Origin of the sequence: Zestosphaera sp. (genome assembly GCA_038843015.1) — an archaeon.
In the GTDB taxonomy this organism is placed as follows: Archaea; Thermoproteota; Thermoprotei_A; order Sulfolobales; family NBVN01; genus Zestomicrobium.
Genome location: JAWBSH010000002.1, coordinates 85191 through 102399, shown reverse-complemented (window position 1 = coordinate 102399; position 17209 = coordinate 85191). Strand labels below are relative to the sequence as shown.

Annotated in this window: 14 protein-coding genes; 13 read left to right on the top strand and 1 reads right to left on the bottom strand. The window is 43.1% G+C overall.

Features of this window, described 5'->3' with window-relative positions:
- Position 1: 1 nt before the first annotated feature.
- The 11 genes from QXL29_02060 (at position 2) to QXL29_02010 (ending at position 11128) form a co-directional block, all read left to right on the top strand.
- Positions 2-478, top strand: a complete 477-nt coding sequence (locus QXL29_02060) for a (2Fe-2S)-binding protein (protein MEM2283375.1) — start codon at positions 2-4, stop codon at positions 476-478.
- 73 nt (positions 479-551) lie between these two features.
- Entirely contained in the window at positions 552-995 is a 444-nt protein-coding gene (locus QXL29_02055) for a phosphate-starvation-inducible PsiE family protein (protein ID MEM2283374.1), read from the top strand.
- 73 nt (positions 996-1068) lie between these two features.
- Positions 1069-2430: an allantoinase AllB gene (allB, locus tag QXL29_02050; protein ID MEM2283373.1), complete on the top strand. Its 1362-nt coding sequence runs from the start codon at positions 1069-1071 to the stop codon at positions 2428-2430.
- Positions 2431-2565: 135 nt separating this feature from the next.
- Positions 2566-4917 (top strand): xanthine dehydrogenase family protein molybdopterin-binding subunit, encoded by a 2352-nt coding sequence (locus tag QXL29_02045; GenBank protein MEM2283372.1) that lies wholly within the window; start codon positions 2566-2568, stop codon positions 4915-4917.
- Between the two features lie 6 nt (positions 4918-4923).
- Positions 4924-5814, top strand: a complete 891-nt coding sequence (locus QXL29_02040) for a xanthine dehydrogenase family protein subunit M (protein MEM2283371.1) — start codon at positions 4924-4926, stop codon at positions 5812-5814.
- The gene (locus QXL29_02035) at positions 5814-6269 is read left to right on the top strand and encodes a (2Fe-2S)-binding protein (protein ID MEM2283370.1); all 456 of its coding nucleotides are present in this window, start codon (positions 5814-5816) and stop codon (positions 6267-6269) included. The genes QXL29_02040 and QXL29_02035 overlap by 1 nt, the downstream gene beginning before the upstream one ends.
- A gap of 96 nt (positions 6270-6365) precedes the next feature.
- Positions 6366-7667, top strand: coding sequence for an acetamidase/formamidase family protein (locus QXL29_02030; protein MEM2283369.1), 1302 nt, complete (start codon positions 6366-6368; stop codon positions 7665-7667).
- A 23-nt stretch (positions 7668-7690) separates the two neighbouring features.
- A complete protein-coding gene (locus tag QXL29_02025) occupies positions 7691-8332 on the top strand; it encodes an ABC transporter permease (protein MEM2283368.1) in 642 nt (213 codons plus the stop codon).
- 3 nt (positions 8333-8335) lie between these two features.
- The gene (locus QXL29_02020; protein ID MEM2283367.1) at positions 8336-9337 is read left to right on the top strand and encodes an ABC transporter ATP-binding protein; all 1002 of its coding nucleotides are present in this window, start codon (positions 8336-8338) and stop codon (positions 9335-9337) included.
- A gap of 5 nt (positions 9338-9342) precedes the next feature.
- Positions 9343-10323 (top strand): ABC transporter ATP-binding protein, encoded by a 981-nt coding sequence (locus QXL29_02015; protein ID MEM2283366.1) that lies wholly within the window; start codon positions 9343-9345, stop codon positions 10321-10323.
- A 76-nt stretch (positions 10324-10399) separates the two neighbouring features.
- Complete coding sequence (locus tag QXL29_02010) at positions 10400-11128, top strand: SDR family NAD(P)-dependent oxidoreductase (protein MEM2283365.1); 729 nt, start codon at positions 10400-10402, stop codon at positions 11126-11128.
- 18 nt (positions 11129-11146) lie between these two features.
- On the opposite strand, the gene QXL29_02005 is transcribed toward QXL29_02010, so the two are convergent.
- Complete coding sequence (locus tag QXL29_02005) at positions 11147-12070, bottom strand: tRNA-dihydrouridine synthase (GenBank protein MEM2283364.1); 924 nt, start codon at positions 12068-12070, stop codon at positions 11147-11149.
- Between the two features lie 327 nt (positions 12071-12397).
- On the opposite strand from QXL29_02005, the gene QXL29_02000 reads away from it, so the two are divergent.
- On the top strand, positions 12398-15754 hold the full coding sequence (locus tag QXL29_02000; protein ID MEM2283363.1) for a glucodextranase DOMON-like domain-containing protein: 3357 nt from the start codon (positions 12398-12400) through the stop codon (positions 15752-15754).
- A gap of 50 nt (positions 15755-15804) precedes the next feature.
- Complete coding sequence (locus QXL29_01995; GenBank protein MEM2283362.1) at positions 15805-17202, top strand: extracellular solute-binding protein; 1398 nt, start codon at positions 15805-15807, stop codon at positions 17200-17202.
- The last annotated feature ends 7 nt before the right edge of the window (positions 17203-17209 follow it).

Below are 17209 nucleotides of genomic sequence, written 5' to 3'. Positions count from 1 at the left end.
AATGGTGAAAATCACTTTCAGAGTCAATGGCGAGCCTATAACATTAGATGTTAAACCTAACGAATTACTGATAAACGTGTTGAGAGATAAATTAAAGCTGACGGGTACTAAGTACGTCTGTGGCATAGGAGAGTGCGGTGCCTGCACAGTATTGCTTGACGGGGAACCTATACTCTCGTGTTTGACCTTAGCAGTAGACGCTAACGGTAAGGAAATAACGACCGTTGAGGGTATCTCTAGAGGTGATGAGTTAAGCGAGGTTCAAGAAGCCTTCGTAGAAGAAGGCGCGATACAGTGTGGCTACTGCATACCTGGCTTCATAATAATGAGTGAGTACTTACTGAGGATTAATCAGAAACCTACTGAGGAGGAGATCAAAGAATTCTTGAGAGGCAATCTCTGCAGGTGTACAGGATACGTCAACATAATTAAGGCGGTTAAAAAAGCTAGTGAATTAAAGACTTCTAAAACCAGATAGTAAGTCGTGACAACCTACTACAACAAACGCAATTTTTATTTAAACAAAGTGAGTAATATCTTAAGGTGGGTTAATGGGTCTCTCAGCTACACACGCGAGAGCTAGAAAAATCGTAAACATTATAATGTACGTTATTGACGTAGTGATTTTAGTAGCGTTAGGGATCATGATAGCAGTAACAACGTATTATTTGGTGAGAGACTTAGGAACCTTAATCTCTTATACTTCGACAATCAATGAGTTGAAGCTTATAGTTGATTATATACTTCTACTCTTCATATTTTCTGAGCTTTTGAGGAGTGTGTTAGCTGTTAGAGGTGAGGAGTACTTAATAGTTTTGATGGAAACAGCTGTGGTAATAGCTATTCGAGAAATATACATATCTGTCATCTCAAAAACTACGATTGACTTGTTAATTAGTTCTATTTCTTTAGTGGCTGTTATAGCTGGTTTGTGGTTAATTAAGACGAGGGTGTATGTGAGGAGACCTAGAGAACATAAGATTATTGCTTCGTAAGGGAAGTCCGGAGAGTCTTGTTTAGGACTACATCTTAATAAAGGTTCTTTAATAGTTTAATGTGGTGATTTAAGTGTCTCGTACGTATCAAGATAGTCTGTTAGTGAAAGGTGGCTTAATAGTAACTCCTGAAGGTATTCTCAGAGCTGATATAAAGATAGTTGAAGGTAAGATAGTAGCTTTAGGTAAGGACTTAAGTCCTGAGAGTGTTAATGAGGTTCTTGACGTTAATGGGTTACTCGTCTTTCCAGGTCTTGTTGACGAGCACGTTCACATGAGAGAGCCTGGGTTAGAGTATAAAGATGATTTCACGCATGGAACTGTGGCTGCTGCCGTAGGCGGCGTTACGACAGTCATTGAGCAACCTAATACTTTGCCGCCAGTAGATGAGCCACAGAAGTTAGTTAATAAGGCAGAACTGCTTAAGAGTAAGGCGTACGTAGATTTCGCGTTGTACGGAGTATTGCACGACTCAAACACACATTTAATTGAAGACTTAATGGGTGCTGGTGCCGTGGGATTCAAGGTCTTCCTAGGCCCTACTACAGGCAATATACCGCCACCGAGTGAGGGCTCTCTTTACGAGATACTTAGCAAGGCATCGAGACTTGGAATTACTGTAGCTTTCCATGCAGAAGATCACCAGCTCGTAAGTCACTTTACTAATAAGGTTAAGAGTTCTGGCAGGGTAGACCCGCAAGCGCATGAGGACGCGAGACCGCCCATAGCTGAGGAGTTAGCTGTCATGAAATTAATACTGATGTCTAAGAAAACCGGTGGTAGAGTACACATACTTCATATGTCGTCGAGGGAGAGTGTTGAGTTGCTTAGAGAAGCGTTAAGGGAGGGCATAAACGTGACTGGTGAGACGTGTCCTCACTACTTGACCTTCAGTAGCGATGATTACTCGAAGTATGGAACTCTGATTAAGGTTAATCCACCAATAAGAAGTAACGTGCATAGAGAATCCCTACTTAGGGCTGTTAATGAGGGCGTAATAAGTGCTTTAGGTTCTGACCACGCACCACATGCTAGGGAAGAGAAGCTAAAGCCTGTGTGGGATGCAGCAGCAGGCTTTCCAAACGTTCAGACTTTCTTCCCAGTGATTCTTGACATGGCTTTAAGAGGCTTAATACAGCTTACTACGATACCTAAGTTAGCTTCAGAAAATCCTGCTAAGTACTTCGGTTTATGGCCGCGTAAGGGTGCGATAAGAATAGGCAGCGACGGCGATCTAGTTGTGGTAGATCCTAACGGGAAAACGTTAGTAACTGAAGAGTGGCTACAATACAAGCATAAAGTCACTCCTTACTTAGGCTGGGAGTTACGGGGAGAGATAAAGTACGTCTTGTTAAGAGGTAATGTGATAGTTAGAAACAGTCGATTAGTAGACACCGAACCGAGGGGCCTGTGGCTTAAGAAGAGTGCCACGTAGTCAACCCTCATCCATCATCACTGACGCTAGGTAATTATCGGTGTTGAAGGACTTCCATAAGGTCTATTTTTCTTTCTGTGACGAGTTAACATAAGATTTATTAATCTACTCTTGTGTTAATCTTGGTTGGATATCATGACGCACATCAACGTAGGTCCAGAGTCTCTTATTAGTAAGTGGCTTGAAGCCAAAGAATTCGTAGTTGTTGGGAAGAGGGTGTCCAGAGTTGATGCCTTGAGTAAGGCTTTAGGGACTGCCAAGTATACGGAAGATTACTTAATGAGTGAGGCGCTCTTTATTAAGCAGGTTCTTAGTGTTGAGCCTCACGCAATTATTAAAAATATTGATGTAACTGATGCCTTAAAGATTCCAGGAGTTAATCAAGTGTTTACTGCTAGAGACATTCCAGGAGTTAATCAAGTCGGTTATGCGTTACCTGATCAGCCATTACTTGCGGAAAGGAAGGTTAGGTACGTTGGTGAGGTAGTAGCTCTTGTTGCAGCAACTGATTACGATAAAGCTTTAAAGGCTGCTGAAGAAGTTAAGGTTAGTTACGAACCACTACCCTATATTCTAGACCCTCTAGAGGCGCTGGAGAGGACTGATGTGCTGATACATGATGAAGCGGGTTCTAATATAGCTTTCAGAACTAAAGTTAGGAAAGGAGATATTGTTGAGGGCTTCAGTAAATCAGATATTATAGTGGAAAACGAGTACAGGACACATCATCAAGACCACATATATCTTGAGACTGAAGCAGCACTAGCTATACCTGATATGGAGGGGAGAATAACGATCATAGGAGGTATCCAATATCCGCATCTAGCAAGAGACATAACTGCTAAAATTCTCGGGGTCCCTGCCAGCTATGTTAAGATAATAGTTCCTTACGTTGGGGGAGGCTTCGGAGGTAAAGATGACGAGGGTCCTTTAGCGGCTGCTAAGGCAGGTCTAGTAGCTTACTTAACTAAGAAGCCCGCGTTCGTCCTGTATAGCAGGGAAGAATCAATAATTATTCATCCGAAAAGAGAAGCAGCAATAATAAAGTATAAGAGTGGCGCCAGCAGTGATGGTAAGCTGCAAGCGATTGATGTGACGATAATACATGATACGGGCGCGTACGCTAATAGGTCGCCCTTCATATTGTGGAGAGCTACGATGCACTCTTCAGGTCCTTATGAAGTGCCTAACGCCAAGGTAGATGGATATGCTGTCTACACTAATAAGGTTTATGAAGGTTCTTTCAGAGCTTTTGGTAATGCGTCAATCCAGTTCGCCGTTGAAAGACAGATGGATCAGTTGGCTGAGAAGCTAGGTATGGACCCCGTAGAGTTCAGACTAAAGAACATCTTAGAGCCAGGCAAGTACACAGTTACGGGCCAGCTCCTCGACCATTCTGTCGGGGTAGGTGATGCCATAAGAAAATTAGCTGAGATATCGGAGTGGAGAAAGAAATATGAGGAATACAAGAAATTTAACGAGATGAGCGGCAGGTTTAAGAGAGGCATAGGTATAGGTGTTGCGTGGCATGGCATAAGCACCTCTAGGGGAGTTCCGGATTGGTCTAACTCTTACATTAAGATAGAGAAAGACGGGTCTGTAACTATGTATACTGGAATCACCGAGATTGGTCAGGGATCTCCTACCTCATCACATGTACAAATAGTTTGCGAATTGCTCGGTGTCTCGCCAGACCATGTCAAGGTGATTTTCGGAAGTACTGACGCTCCCGACTCTGGAGCTACGCACGCCTCAAGAGGAACAAGTATCGGTGGTATAGGGGTTTTAGTAGCGGCAGCGAAACTTAGAGAGAGGTTGGTTTCTCTCGCGGCTAGCATGCTTAACGTGAGTCCTGAGGAAGTAGTATTAAAAGACGAAAAAGCTCTGGTTAAGAGCGACCCCTCAAGATACGTGAGTTGGAAAGACCTCATTAAGGAAGCAATGTCTAGAGGAGTTGAATTAAGTGCAACCGGATATTTCTTCTTACCTAAAGGTAAATTTGATGACACAGTTGGTCAGGGGTTTGCTTACCCAGCATACAGTTATATCACAGTAATAAGTGAGGTAGAGGTAGATACTTGGACTGGGCAAGTCAAGGTGCTTAAGGTATGGCCTGCTTTAGCCGCCGGAAGAATAATAAATCCGCAACAAGTTGAGGGACAGGTTGAGGGTGCTATTGTTCAGGGCATGGGTTACGTCCTGATGGAGCATCTAGTATTTGACGAGAAAGGCAAGATATTAAACCCTGACTTAACAGACTACGTCATACCAACAATAAGAGATGTTCCTGAGATAGCTAAGCCTGTTTACGTAGAGGATGTCTTTAAGTACGGTCCTTTCGGGGCTAAGGGTGTTGGTGAGATGGCCTTGATACCTATGCCTGCCGCACTCTCTAATGCGGTGGCCAACGCGTTGGGGGTGAACATAACTAGATTACCTCTGACGCCTGAGAATGTGCTTAAGTTCTTAGGTGTGGTGAGGGGGTGAGGCCACGTGTTCTACAAGATACCTGAGATAGAGTATGTGCGTGTTTCAGAACTTGATGAAGCTTTAAGACTCTTGAGCAGGAAGGAAGACGTTAAAGTATTAGCAGGAGGGACGGACTTAGTAGTGGACTTGAAGATTGGTAGGTATAAGCCAAAAACAATAGTAGATATCTCAGGAATTAAGAGCCTGAGATACATAGTTGACGAAGGCGATAAGGTCAGGATAGGCGCACTAACCAGAATGCAGGATATTGTTGAGTCTCCAGTCATTAGAGAGAAGCTGCCGGTTCTTGCTGAAGCGGCCTCGATGCTGGGTTCCTGGCAGATTAGGAATATGGCTACTGTTGGTGGTAATTTGTGTAATGCTTCTCCTGCTGCTGACTCAGCACCACCACTCCTAGTACACGAAGCAAAAATAAAACTAACAAGCATAGAAGGAACAAGAGAAATACCAATAACAGAATTCTTCACAGGACCTAGGAAGACCGTAATGTACAAGACTGAGCTACTTCATGAGATAGTAGTGCCTTACGATGCTGACTTCGCTAGGTCTTATTCTTACGTTAAGGTAGGTAGGAGGAATTCCTTCACACTTTCTGTAGTAGCTATAGCTGCAGTCCTTAAAATAAGGAATAAGAGAATTGAAGATGTGAGGATAGCTTTAAACGCTGTTGCTCCGACACCGGTTAGAGCTAGGAGTGTTGAGTCCTTCCTAAAAGGAAAGGAGGTGAGAAGTGACGTCATTGAGGAGGCGTCAGAGCTTGTGTTGAACGACATCTCGCCGATAAGTGATGTTAGAGCTTCAGCAGAATACAGAAAACACATTTCTAGAGTTTTAGTTAAAGACGCTCTACTGAAGGCTCTAGAAAGAGCTGGTTTAGAGGGGGTGAGTAAATAATGATAGTAAAGTTCAAGCTAAACGGGAAAGAAGTTGAGGTTGATGTGAGTCCTAATGAAATCCTTCTTGATACTTTACGTCTAAAACTAGGTGTGAGAAGCGTTAAGAGGGGTTGTGAACGGGGAGAGTGCGGGACGTGCACAGTCCTACTCGACGGCAACCCTGTAACTTCCTGCCTAATTTTAACGCCGCAAGTTGAGGGAGCAGAGGTAGTCACGGTTGAGGGACTAGAGAAAGACCCGAAATTCAGAGAACTCGTTAATAACTTCGTTGATGAAGGCGCGATACAGTGTGGTTTCTGTACGCCGGGCTTCCTACTCACGGCTTATGCTGCCATAAGTAAGCAGAAAATCAAGTCCTTAGAAGATGTAAAGAAGAGCTTGGAAGGCAACTTATGCAGGTGTACGGGCTACGTCAAGATAATAGAGGCAGTAGCTAAGACAGCACTCAAATAAGCTATAACGTGCGCACTGTTTTAAACTTGAAGATAAAGAAAGTTTTTGAAGCTATACATAAATACCTCCCCTAAAATCATATTTTGGGGTATTGTATTGAGTGCCGAGAGAGAAGTATATAATGATGTTCAGACTAACGGTATAATAGGACCACACACTAAGATGATAGGCCCTGTTGCTGATGGCGGTAGGGTAGTGTTCGTTACTTCCCCTGGTTGCTGGGGTCCTATGATAACCCCTAATATAAGGGGGGGTCACGAAGTTAATGTTCCTGTCGCTGTAGAGGGCGCTAGAGTAGGTGATGCTATAGTCATTAGAGTATTGAGTATAGAAGTTCTTTCTAAGGCTTCTTCCTCTGGCGTTGATGCTGTACGTCCAGGTAGTTATGTTGGCGACCCATACGTGATGAAGAAGTGTCCTTCATGTAATGAGCCGTGGCCTGAGTTTTATGTAGATGATATAGGAGATAATGCTGTTAAGTGTAGGAAGTGTGGAGCTCCCGCCTCTCCTTTTACGATGATTAACGGCTATACTATGGTGTTTGATTTAAGCTTGGGTGTCGGCATTACAGTCAATAAGAGGATAGCTGAGGATATAGCTAAGAATGCGGCTGATTGGAGTGTTCTCCCAAGAAATTCTAAGCAGGTTCCCGTACTAGTGTTAGGTAAGAGCGATATTGTCGGGTTAGCAACTAGAATAAAACCTTTCTTAGGTCAGTTAGGTAGCACACCAGCAGTCGATATACCTGACTCACACAATGCTGGTGATTTTGGATGGTTCCTCATAAACGCTTCACACCCTTACGCAATCACTAAAGAAGATTATGAGACCAGGCTTACTGACGGACACTTAGACATAGACTCGGTGAGGGAGGGTGCTACCCTAATAGTTCCTGTCAAGGTAGAGGGTGGAGGAATTTATGCGGGAGACGCTCACGCTATGCAGGGAGATGGCGAGGTTGCCGGACACACGACAGACGTTACTGCTAAGAGTATCGTAGAGGTTTCAGTAATTAAGAACTTAAGTTTAGAAGGCCCCATACTACTACCGCCTGAGGAAGACTTACCGCCTCTAGCTAAGCCCTGGAGGAAGGACGAGTGGGATCATGTCTTGAGTTTAGCTAGAAGATTAAAAATAGAGGTAGAGCCTGTAGCCCCTATACAAGTAATAGGGTCTGGACCCACTATTAACGAAGCAGTCACGAGAGGCTTCATTAGGGCTTCCAAACTATTCGGGATGAGTGTTGAGGAGGTAAGGAATAGAGTTACTATTAGCGGCGCAGTAGAGATAGGCAGACTACCAGGTATAGTGCAAATAACGTTACAAGTCCCGCTGAGAGTCTTAGAGAAATTAAGAATAGATAACATAGTAACGAGCCAGTACAGACTACCTTTTTAAGTTAAATTATCCTAACTTAAAGAATTATATTTTCTCTAATCTTTTATAGACTAACTGATATCTTCATAGCTTTTCCAGGCTTAATTCTCGCTATAGCTTTCGCTTCAGTACTCCCGCAGAAAATTAGGTTCTTCCTAGAGGTCAATACTCCTATTAGAGATCTCCTTTCACTCATTTTCGGCTTAAGACCTGAGGAGTACGCACAGCTAGCGGCATTAATCTCGGTCTGGATAGCTATGGTGATTGTATGGTGGCCGGGTTATGCCAGGATAGTTAGAGGCAGTGTGTTGAGTGTACGTGAGCAGCCTTTCATAGAAGCTGCTAAACTCGTAGGACTTTCTACAAGGAAGATACTCACTAAACATATCTTACCTAATGTGCTATCTCCTATATTAGTTATGATGACGTTCGATCTAGCTACAGCAACACTATTTGCAGCAGCACTCTCATTTTTAGGACTGGGACCTCAAGAACCTGTTCCTGAACTAGGTTACCTCATATCTAAGGCTGGGGGTTTCTTCCCTGAGAGAACCATGCACATAGTGCTCTACTTCGGCATCATACTACTTGTAATAGCTCTCGGGTGGAACTTGCTCGGCGACGCTTTGAGAGATGTGCTAGACCCGCGTACTAGGAGATCTATAGAGTTTAAAGAGGGTGAGTAAGTGATGGCAGAATTACTTCAAGATAATCAAGTACTTAAGGTGAGAGAACTTGAAGTTAAGTTCTATACGTATGCTGGCGTAGTGAATGCGGTATCTAAAGTTTCGTTTGACGTATATGAGGGGGAAGTTGTCGCTCTAGTTGGTGAGACAGGTTGCGGGAAGACCGTGACTACTAGAGCTTTAACTAGACTCATAGAGCATCCCGGGAGAATAGAAAATGGGTCAGCTCTCTTCAGAAGGAGAAATAATGACATAGTAGACTTACTTAAGGTTTCTGATGAAGTCATTAGAGATATTAGAGGCAACGAAATAGCTTACGTCTTTCAAGACCCTACGTCAGCACTAGATCCATTATACACTATAGGCGCACATATAGTGGAGACAGTGACTAGTCATAAGAAAGCCAGAGTTAAGGAAGTCTTAAAAGACGCTATAAAGCTCTTGAGAGAAGTCGTTATACCGAGTCCTGAAATGAGAATCAAGAACTACCCGCACGAATTATCAGGTGGTATGAGGCAGAGAGCAGTAATAGCTACTAGCTTATCTAATAATCCCAAACTGTTGATAGCTGACGAACCAACTACAAATTTGGACGTGACTATTCAGGCCCAAATTCTTGAATTGCTTAAAGAACTCCAATCAAGATATAAGATGAGCTTAATCCTAATAACACATAACCTAGGTATAGTAGCTGAAGTCTCAGACAGAGTTTACATCATGTATGCTGGCAAAATAGTTGAGGAAGCGCCTACTACGGACCTGTATTACAAACCCCTGCATCCCTACACACAGCTACTAATTAGGTCTGTTCCTAACCCTCTTAAGAGAATTGAGAGGCTTGAATCCATACCCGGTATGGTTCCTTCACTAATAAACCCACCACCCGGTTGCAGGTTCTATCCCAGGTGTCCTTACGCAGTTGATGTGTGCAGACGTGAAGAACCGCCGATGACGGAAGTAGAACCTCACCATAGAGTTGCTTGCTGGCTTTATTTGAGGAGGTGAGTCTGTTGTCTCCACCGCTACTAGAAGTACAGGACCTGAAAGTATACTTCAGGGTAAGGGGCTCTCTATTTGCTAAAGTTAGAGCAGTTGATGGTGTAAGTCTCAGCGTCTTTAAGGGAGAGACTTTAGGAATTGTTGGAGAGAGTGGTTGCGGAAAGACCACATTAGGCAAAACTATACTCCTACTTAATAGACCCACAGCCGGAAAGATCTTGTTTGACGGCAAAGATGTGAGCAAGCTGAGAGGAAAGAAACTACTGGAATTTAGAAGGAATGCCCAAATGGTTTTTCAAGACCCTCATACGTCACTAAATCCTAGGATGACTATTGCGGAAACTTTATTAGAGCCTCTAAGAGAACACGGTGTCCAGCTAGATAATTATGAAGAACACTTAATTAAGGAGATGGAGAACGTAGGTTTAGGACCAGAACACTTGTATAGGTACCCACACGAATTATCGGGTGGTCAGAAACAGAGAGTTGCAATATTAAGAGCTATAATTTTAAGACCTAAGTTGATAGTTCTTGATGAGCCTACCTCAGCTCTAGACGTATCTGTTCAAGCACAGATACTTGAGTTACTTAAAGACCTACAAAGAAACTATAATTTAACCTATATCTTCATATCACATGATATCTCAGTAGTTAAATACATGAGTAGCAGGATGGCGGTCATGTACTTAGGGAAGATAATAGAGGTCGGGGACGCGCAGAAACTTTATGAGAAGCCGCTTCACCCCTACTCAGTCATGCTACTTTCGTCAATCCCGATACCAGACCCAGTCCTTTCGAGGAGTAGAAAGAAGACTAGACCGCAGGGTGAACCCCCATCCCCGATAAACCCGCCGTCAGGCTGTAGATTCCATCCGAGATGCCCTCACGTGATGGAGGTATGCAAAGTTAAAGAACCCCCTCTAACAGAGATTGAGCCAGGATACTACGTTTCCTGCTGGCTCTACACTGCGGACAAACCTTCCTCTTCTTGAATTTTAAGCCTGTAGTGTTCAAAGCTTACCTTCTATTAGCCTGTAGCTGTCAACAATATAAAGCTACTTTGACTTAATTATTTGGTGGTTAAATATAAACATAGTTATTACTGGCGCATCCTCAGGCATAGGAAGAGCATTAAGTAAAGAGTTTTGTAAGGAGGACAATAATAGAGTTTTAGGTATTGGAAGAAACTCTGAAAGCCTTAACGAGATTAAGAAGACCTATAGCGACTGCTTTGATTATTTGGTTCTTGATCTAAGCAGAGTCGAAAACATAAGATTAATAGTTACTGAGGTCGCGGTCAGATTCGACGCTCTAGATATTCTAGTGAATAATGCTGGGTATGGTCTCTATAAAGGTCTACTTGAGGTTGATATTAATGAAATGATTAATATGACTCTAGTTAATTTCATTGTTCCTCTAGCTCTAATAAAAGAGCTACAGTCTTTCATGAGGCGCGGGTCTACAGTAGTTAATATAATAACCGCTGGCATACACGTTTTAATGACTAAGTTACCACTATATGGCGCTACTAAGATAGCGTTGCATTACGCTTCAGAGGCCTTACGCAGAGAGTTAGAGTCTAAGAACATAAACTTAGTCAATGTTTATCCAGGACTAGTCAAAACAAGTTTTCACGCTAGAGCTGGCGTGAGCGAGATTAAAAGCGGTTTAACGCCTGAAGAAGTGGCTAGACATATAATTAAGTCCATCAAGTCTAGAAAAAAGAGAGTCTATATACCAGGCTATCTGAGAGTAGCTCAAGTTCTTTTCGGGCCTCACTTACTAGCTCTTCATTAGATGCTCAGTCTGTTTTACTCATATTCTATGAATGTAACCTATAGCTTCCTCCAAACTCGAAAATCCTTTCCTCTCAAGCCAATCCTCAAGACCTCTCAGCAAGTTATTCAGGTACTCCCCAGGTTTTCTAGCTCTCATTAAAGACGTTACTAGCTGGACTGCTCTAGCCCCGGCTAGAATATATGAAGCGACATCACCCCAATGCCTGATACCGCCACAACCTATTATCTCTGCCTTATATTCTCTGTAGACATCGTGAACTGCTCTTAAGCCTACGTAAAATATTGGTGCTCCAGAGTAACCCATATTACTAGAGGAAAGACTGTATGCCAGTCTTTCAGGATCTATGGACACAACTCTAACTGAGTTTATCAGGGTTACGGCTTTAGCACCGCCTTCAAGCGCCTTCCCTACTAGGCTGATTAAGCCATTCCTTAAATCAATTCCTAGCTTAGCTATAACTGGCAATCTTATAATGCTAGACACGCTCTTCACTATCTCATACAAGACCTGCGAATCTGTTACTGCGTTGAGTCCGTAGCCTGACGTAGTAGGGCAACTTAAGTTGAGTTCTACAGCATCAGCTCCTGCCTCCTCAGCCCTAGAAGAAACTTCTATGTATTCTCTTACGGAACTTCCCCCGACACTAACTATTGTAGGCAAGCCGTGAGCTTTAGCTTCCTGAACTAACTCGTGGAGACGTTCAGCTCCTGGATTAGGCAAACCCAAAGAATTGATAATAGCTCCTAAATCACTCAAGTATAGTATGTTTGGCGGCTTATTCATTACTCGGGGATAGCGAGTAATAGTTTTAGTGACTATAGCTGCTAAACCCCATGAACACATTATACTTATTTGTTGCTTAGTAGCTCCTAAAAGACCGCTACCATTCATCACGGGATGCTGTAGGCTTAAGTTACATACCCTACTATTTAATTTCAACTTTAAATCCCCTCATAACCAATGAACATCATAGTAAACATTAAAGAGTTTTATAAATTTTTCTCGTAGGACTTCACCAGAGCTACTCACTACAAATCATCTGACCCTCTTCTGACCTTGAGGGCCGCATATCCTCACCGAACTCATTAGTTCAGTCTTGAGCCTAGCTCAAGCACGCTATCTCACCATCAATGCAGGTAGTTCCCCGCCCGCATTTCTGCGGACTCAGGAGTATGAAGAATAATCTAGTCATTAAAGAAACAAACTGTTAGAAGTCTTGTAAATATATTTCTTTGACTGACGTAGATAATTAATGAGGTGTATACTGTGAGGAGAAAGATTCTGTTGCTGTTTTTGGCAGGTCTCGTCATCGCCAGCATATTCTCAGCTCCGTTTAGCTTGATAAGAGCTGAGAGTAAGCCTCTCAACGTGATCGTAGTCTGGCACTATCATCAACCATGGTATTATGGTGAGAACGACTCTTACTTCATTCTTCCTTGGGTCAGGATGCATTCAGTCGGCAACTATTATAAGATGGCTTTGATTCTTAGTAAGTATCCTGAGGTTAAGGCTACCTTCACGTTTTCTGGCTCGCTCCTCCATCAGTTACTGAGCGCGGTTAACGGTGTCATGGATTTAAGGCAAATAATATCTTGGAAGATTGTTGAAGGGACTGCAACAACCAGAGATCTTTTTGAGGTGTTGAGGATACCTGGAGGGTTTTTCGACATTAACTGGGCTAACATCTTAGAGTTGTCACCTAAATTTAAGGAGTTGAGGAGTAGAGCGCAAGCGGCATTCACGAAATATGCTGGCCTTCCAGAAGAGGATATGATAATCAAGGTAGTTAGTGAGTTTACTAGGCAGGACTTCATAGACTTAGCAACTCTCTTTAATCTGCTCTGGATAGACCCTGAAGTAGTAACTAGTGAATATACTGAGCTGGCTTCTTTAAGGGAGAGAGCCTTAACCCAGACAAACCCGTCCTTCACCGAGAGTGAGCTAGCTCTAGTCCTCAGTAAGCACGTAGAGATAATGAGCAAGATAATACCTAAATACAGAGAACTACTTAACTCGGGTCAAGCAGAAATTATTCCGGTACCTTACTCTCACCCAATAGCTCCGCTCTTAGCTGATTTAGGCTGGTACGATGACTTAAGATTACACGTTAGCAAGTCGCTAGAGCTCTTCAGCACGTACTTCAATTACGTTCCCTCAGGTATTTGGCCTGCTGAGCAGGCGGTCAATGAGGAAGCACTAAGGATATTCAGTGAGTACGGCATTTCCTGGTGTGTGACGGACAGGAACGTGCTAGAGTTAAGCGGAGTTGATGTGTCAAGACCAGATAACTACCTAAGACCTTGGAGAATAGATTTCGGTACTACGTCGTTCTACGTGTTCTTCAGAGACCCTGAGTTAAGTAACAGACTGAGTTTCCAGTATTCAGGGATGGAGACCAGCGCAGCTATCGGGGACTTCCGAAATTACTTACTGAGTATAGCGTCTGCTAATACTGACGAGAGCAGTGTCATAGTGATAGCTCTGGACGGGGAGAATCCGTGGGAGAGTTATAAGAACTTCGGCGATGACTTCCTCAACTCCCTTTACGCTGCACTCACAGAATTGCAAGAGCAGGGCTACATAGTCACTTTAACTCCTTCTGAGTACTTGAATCTATACAGGGAGAAAAGTCCTGAGCTGCCACTAACTACTCAAAAATATCTTGACTTGGTAGGGAAAGATATATCTCATATAACGACTTATGAGGCCCTCCCTACTAGAGAGCTTCCAGCAAGAATAGCAGAGAGTTCTTGGAGCGGCAAAGACGCTAGATTAAGTACTTGGATAGGTGATAAGCAAGAAAACATTGCTTTGATGTGGTTGGTTAAAGCTAGGGACGAAGTAATGTCTAGATACAGCGTTTCAAGTCTTAATGAGTTAGCCGGGATAAATCCAGTAGCTGCTGAAGCTCTCTTAAGAGCAGAAGCAAGTGACTGGAATTGGTGGTATGGGGGTGAGTGGGGTCCTGTAGGCAGGTTCGACCTAGTCTACAAATACTACCTACTAGAAGCTTACAGATCCTCAGATATTCAGCCACCACCCTACCTAAACACTACTTTCCTCCCTGATGGAGTCCCTTCAGGAGTAATCAATACTCAATCACCACCGTCTCTGAGAACTAAACCAGCAAACTACGTTATACCGGACTCAGAACTAGATCGTGTGCTAGAGGTTGTAATAGCGCATGAAGCACTAGATAAGGTCATAGTAGGTGTTGACAGTGACTACATATACGTGAATTTCAGGATCAACTTAACTACTAACTTGCCTTACTCAGTAGTTCTCTACTTAAGCAATCCTAGGAGGAGTTATTCACCCTGGATCAGAGGGTATAACGTATACCCGATGAACTCTACGAGAGACTTGGGTGTGGCTATAGCTAGCGCAGTAGTTATTAAGGTTGTGAAGGAGGCTTTAACAGACCCTCTCAGCAGAGTTGTCATTACTTATCAAGCAAGCGGTAACGAGACTTATTATCCTTCTTACGTTGATTACTATAACGTATTAGGTAGTGAGGGCAACGTCTTCATAGCTCTAGGTATTAAGTGGGTTAACTTAGGTTTGGAAGTAGGTGATGTGACTTACTTGACAGTAGCTCTCTACTCAAACAACACCTTAGAAGCTCACTCAAGCAGATTAGGGAGTGTTTACTTCATTAGGGTACCTAGACCTCCAGTAGCTCCTGGAGCTAACGTAATAGCAGAGTTCGCAGATCCTGAGAGAGATGATAAAGGTGCCGGGACATACGTTTACCCACTAAATAAAGTATTCGTGCCGGGAGTCTTCGACCTACTCAAGTTCAGCGTTCTAGATATCGGTGATAAGTACTTGTTAACTTTCGAAGTAAGAGAGTTGGGAGGTAACCCGTGGGGAGGACCTAACGGCTTCAGCATGCAGTTCTTCCACATCTACTTAGACACTGACGGTATCCCAGGTAGCGGCAATCTCACGACCTTCGGTCTGTGGGTCAATATAGACCCAGAGTATGCTTGGGAAGTAGCATTGCTTGTAGGACCTGGATGGTCTGGAAGCAATAATATCATATACCCTAACGGCACGAACATAGCTAACGCCATGAGTATTTACGTTGAACAACCTAACAAGATTGTTGCTGAAGTGCCTAAAGGGCTAATACCCGCTATTAAAGAGCCTGGTGATTGGGGATGGGTAGTAGTACTAACTTCCTGGGACGGCTACGGAGCCAACAACATAAGATCTTTCTCTATAGACCCTAGTGAGTGGAACTTTGGTGTGGGAGCACAACATGCTATAGGAGTTGCTGCAGGAGTTATACCTAGAATAGTTGACTTGTTAGCTCCCACGTCCGAACTTCAGTACGCTCAGCTCTCTTCTTACAGCGTTGATGTGGAGACGTTAGTCGGGACCCCTGCTAAGATTAAAGGAGTTAGGCCCGCGGCGCAGGTTCCTCAACCACCTACAACCGTGACAGAAACAACTACAAGGACCGTAGTCTTGAGCACTACATACACACAAACAGAAACAACAACAGCTTCCCAGTTAGTTACTGATTGGAATCTGATAGCTTTAAGCGTGATTGCTACTGCTATAGTCTTGAGCGTGGCATTCCTTATACTCATTAAGCTCTTCTTTAAGAAGAAATAATTAATAACTTTTTTAACCTTAATTTAGAGTATTACTTGAGGTGTCTTGCTTTGGGTAGGGCTATTAGTAAGACTCTTGCTATTGTTGTTGGTGTTGTTATTTTGATTGCTGTTGTTGCTGCTGTATTGATTTATATGACTAGCCAGCCAGCACCCACAACAACACCCACAACTACACCAACAACAACACCAGTAACTACACCAACAACCACACCAACCCCAACACCAACAACACCTGTTGAGTATAAGTTGAGGTTTGGCGATGTTGAGGTTTCAGTTACTAGAGAGGTCTATGAAATAGCTCAAAAAGCTAAAAACAGACAGATAGATGTTACGATTACTTTCTGGGTTTCTATGATGCCTTTCGAGGAGGATGTTATAAGAAGCATAATCGCGAACTTCACCGTCGAATACCCGGGTATAAAAGTCAATTTGGTTCATCAAGACAGCATGAAGGATGTCTACCAAGCTCAAGTAGCTATCGGGAGAGGTCCTGACTTACTTACGTGGGCTCACGACTGGACTGGAGGATTCGCTGAAGCCTCCATGATAGTTCCCTTAGACCAGTACTTAACGAACGATATATTGAATCAGTATGTCTCATCTGCTTTGAGAGCGGCATCCTATAATAACAAAATATGGGGTTTGCCTTGGGCTGCTGAGACAGTTGCCCTAGTATGTAATAATGCGTTAGTAAGTAAGATTCCAGAAAGTTTTGATGAGCTGAAGAATATAATGCAACAGTACTATAATCCTGACGCAGATAAGTACGGGATCTCATACCAGGTTGACCCATACTTTGTTTCTGCATGGCCACACGGCTTCGGAGGCTATTACTTTGACGATACTACTAAGAAGCCGGGAGTTAACTTGACGGAGACTGTAAATGGAATAAAGTTCTTCTATGAGAACATCTACGTGTACTTATATAAAGGTGATTTAGGTCATGACGCTCAGTTAAATCTATTCCTAACTAGTAAAACACCGTGCATAGTGACTGGACCCTGGGATATTAAAGCAATTAGAGATGCTGGAATAAACTTCACTATAACACCCTTACCGAAGATTTCAGAAACTATAATACCAAAGCCTTACTCAGGTGTTAAGCTGATATGGTTAAACCCGAATTCTCAAAATAAGGAGGCAGCTGTGTTATTCGCTTTATGGTTTACCTTAAATAATAAAGTTATACAGAAACTAGCTGAGGAGGCAGGTTTCGTGCCAGTTCTTAAAACTGTCCTCGAGTGGGAAGGTTTATCTAGATTACCGGTAGTATATGGTTACGCTAAAGCAGTAGAAAACAGCATACCCATGCCTTCAAGTCCTGAAATGAATTACGTATGGGGGCCAGTTAGCGATGCTTTAACAGCTATAAATCAGGGAGTTTCAACGATTGAAGAAGCACTTAATTATGCGCAGGAACAGATACTACAGAAGCTTTCTGGGTAAGGTGGGT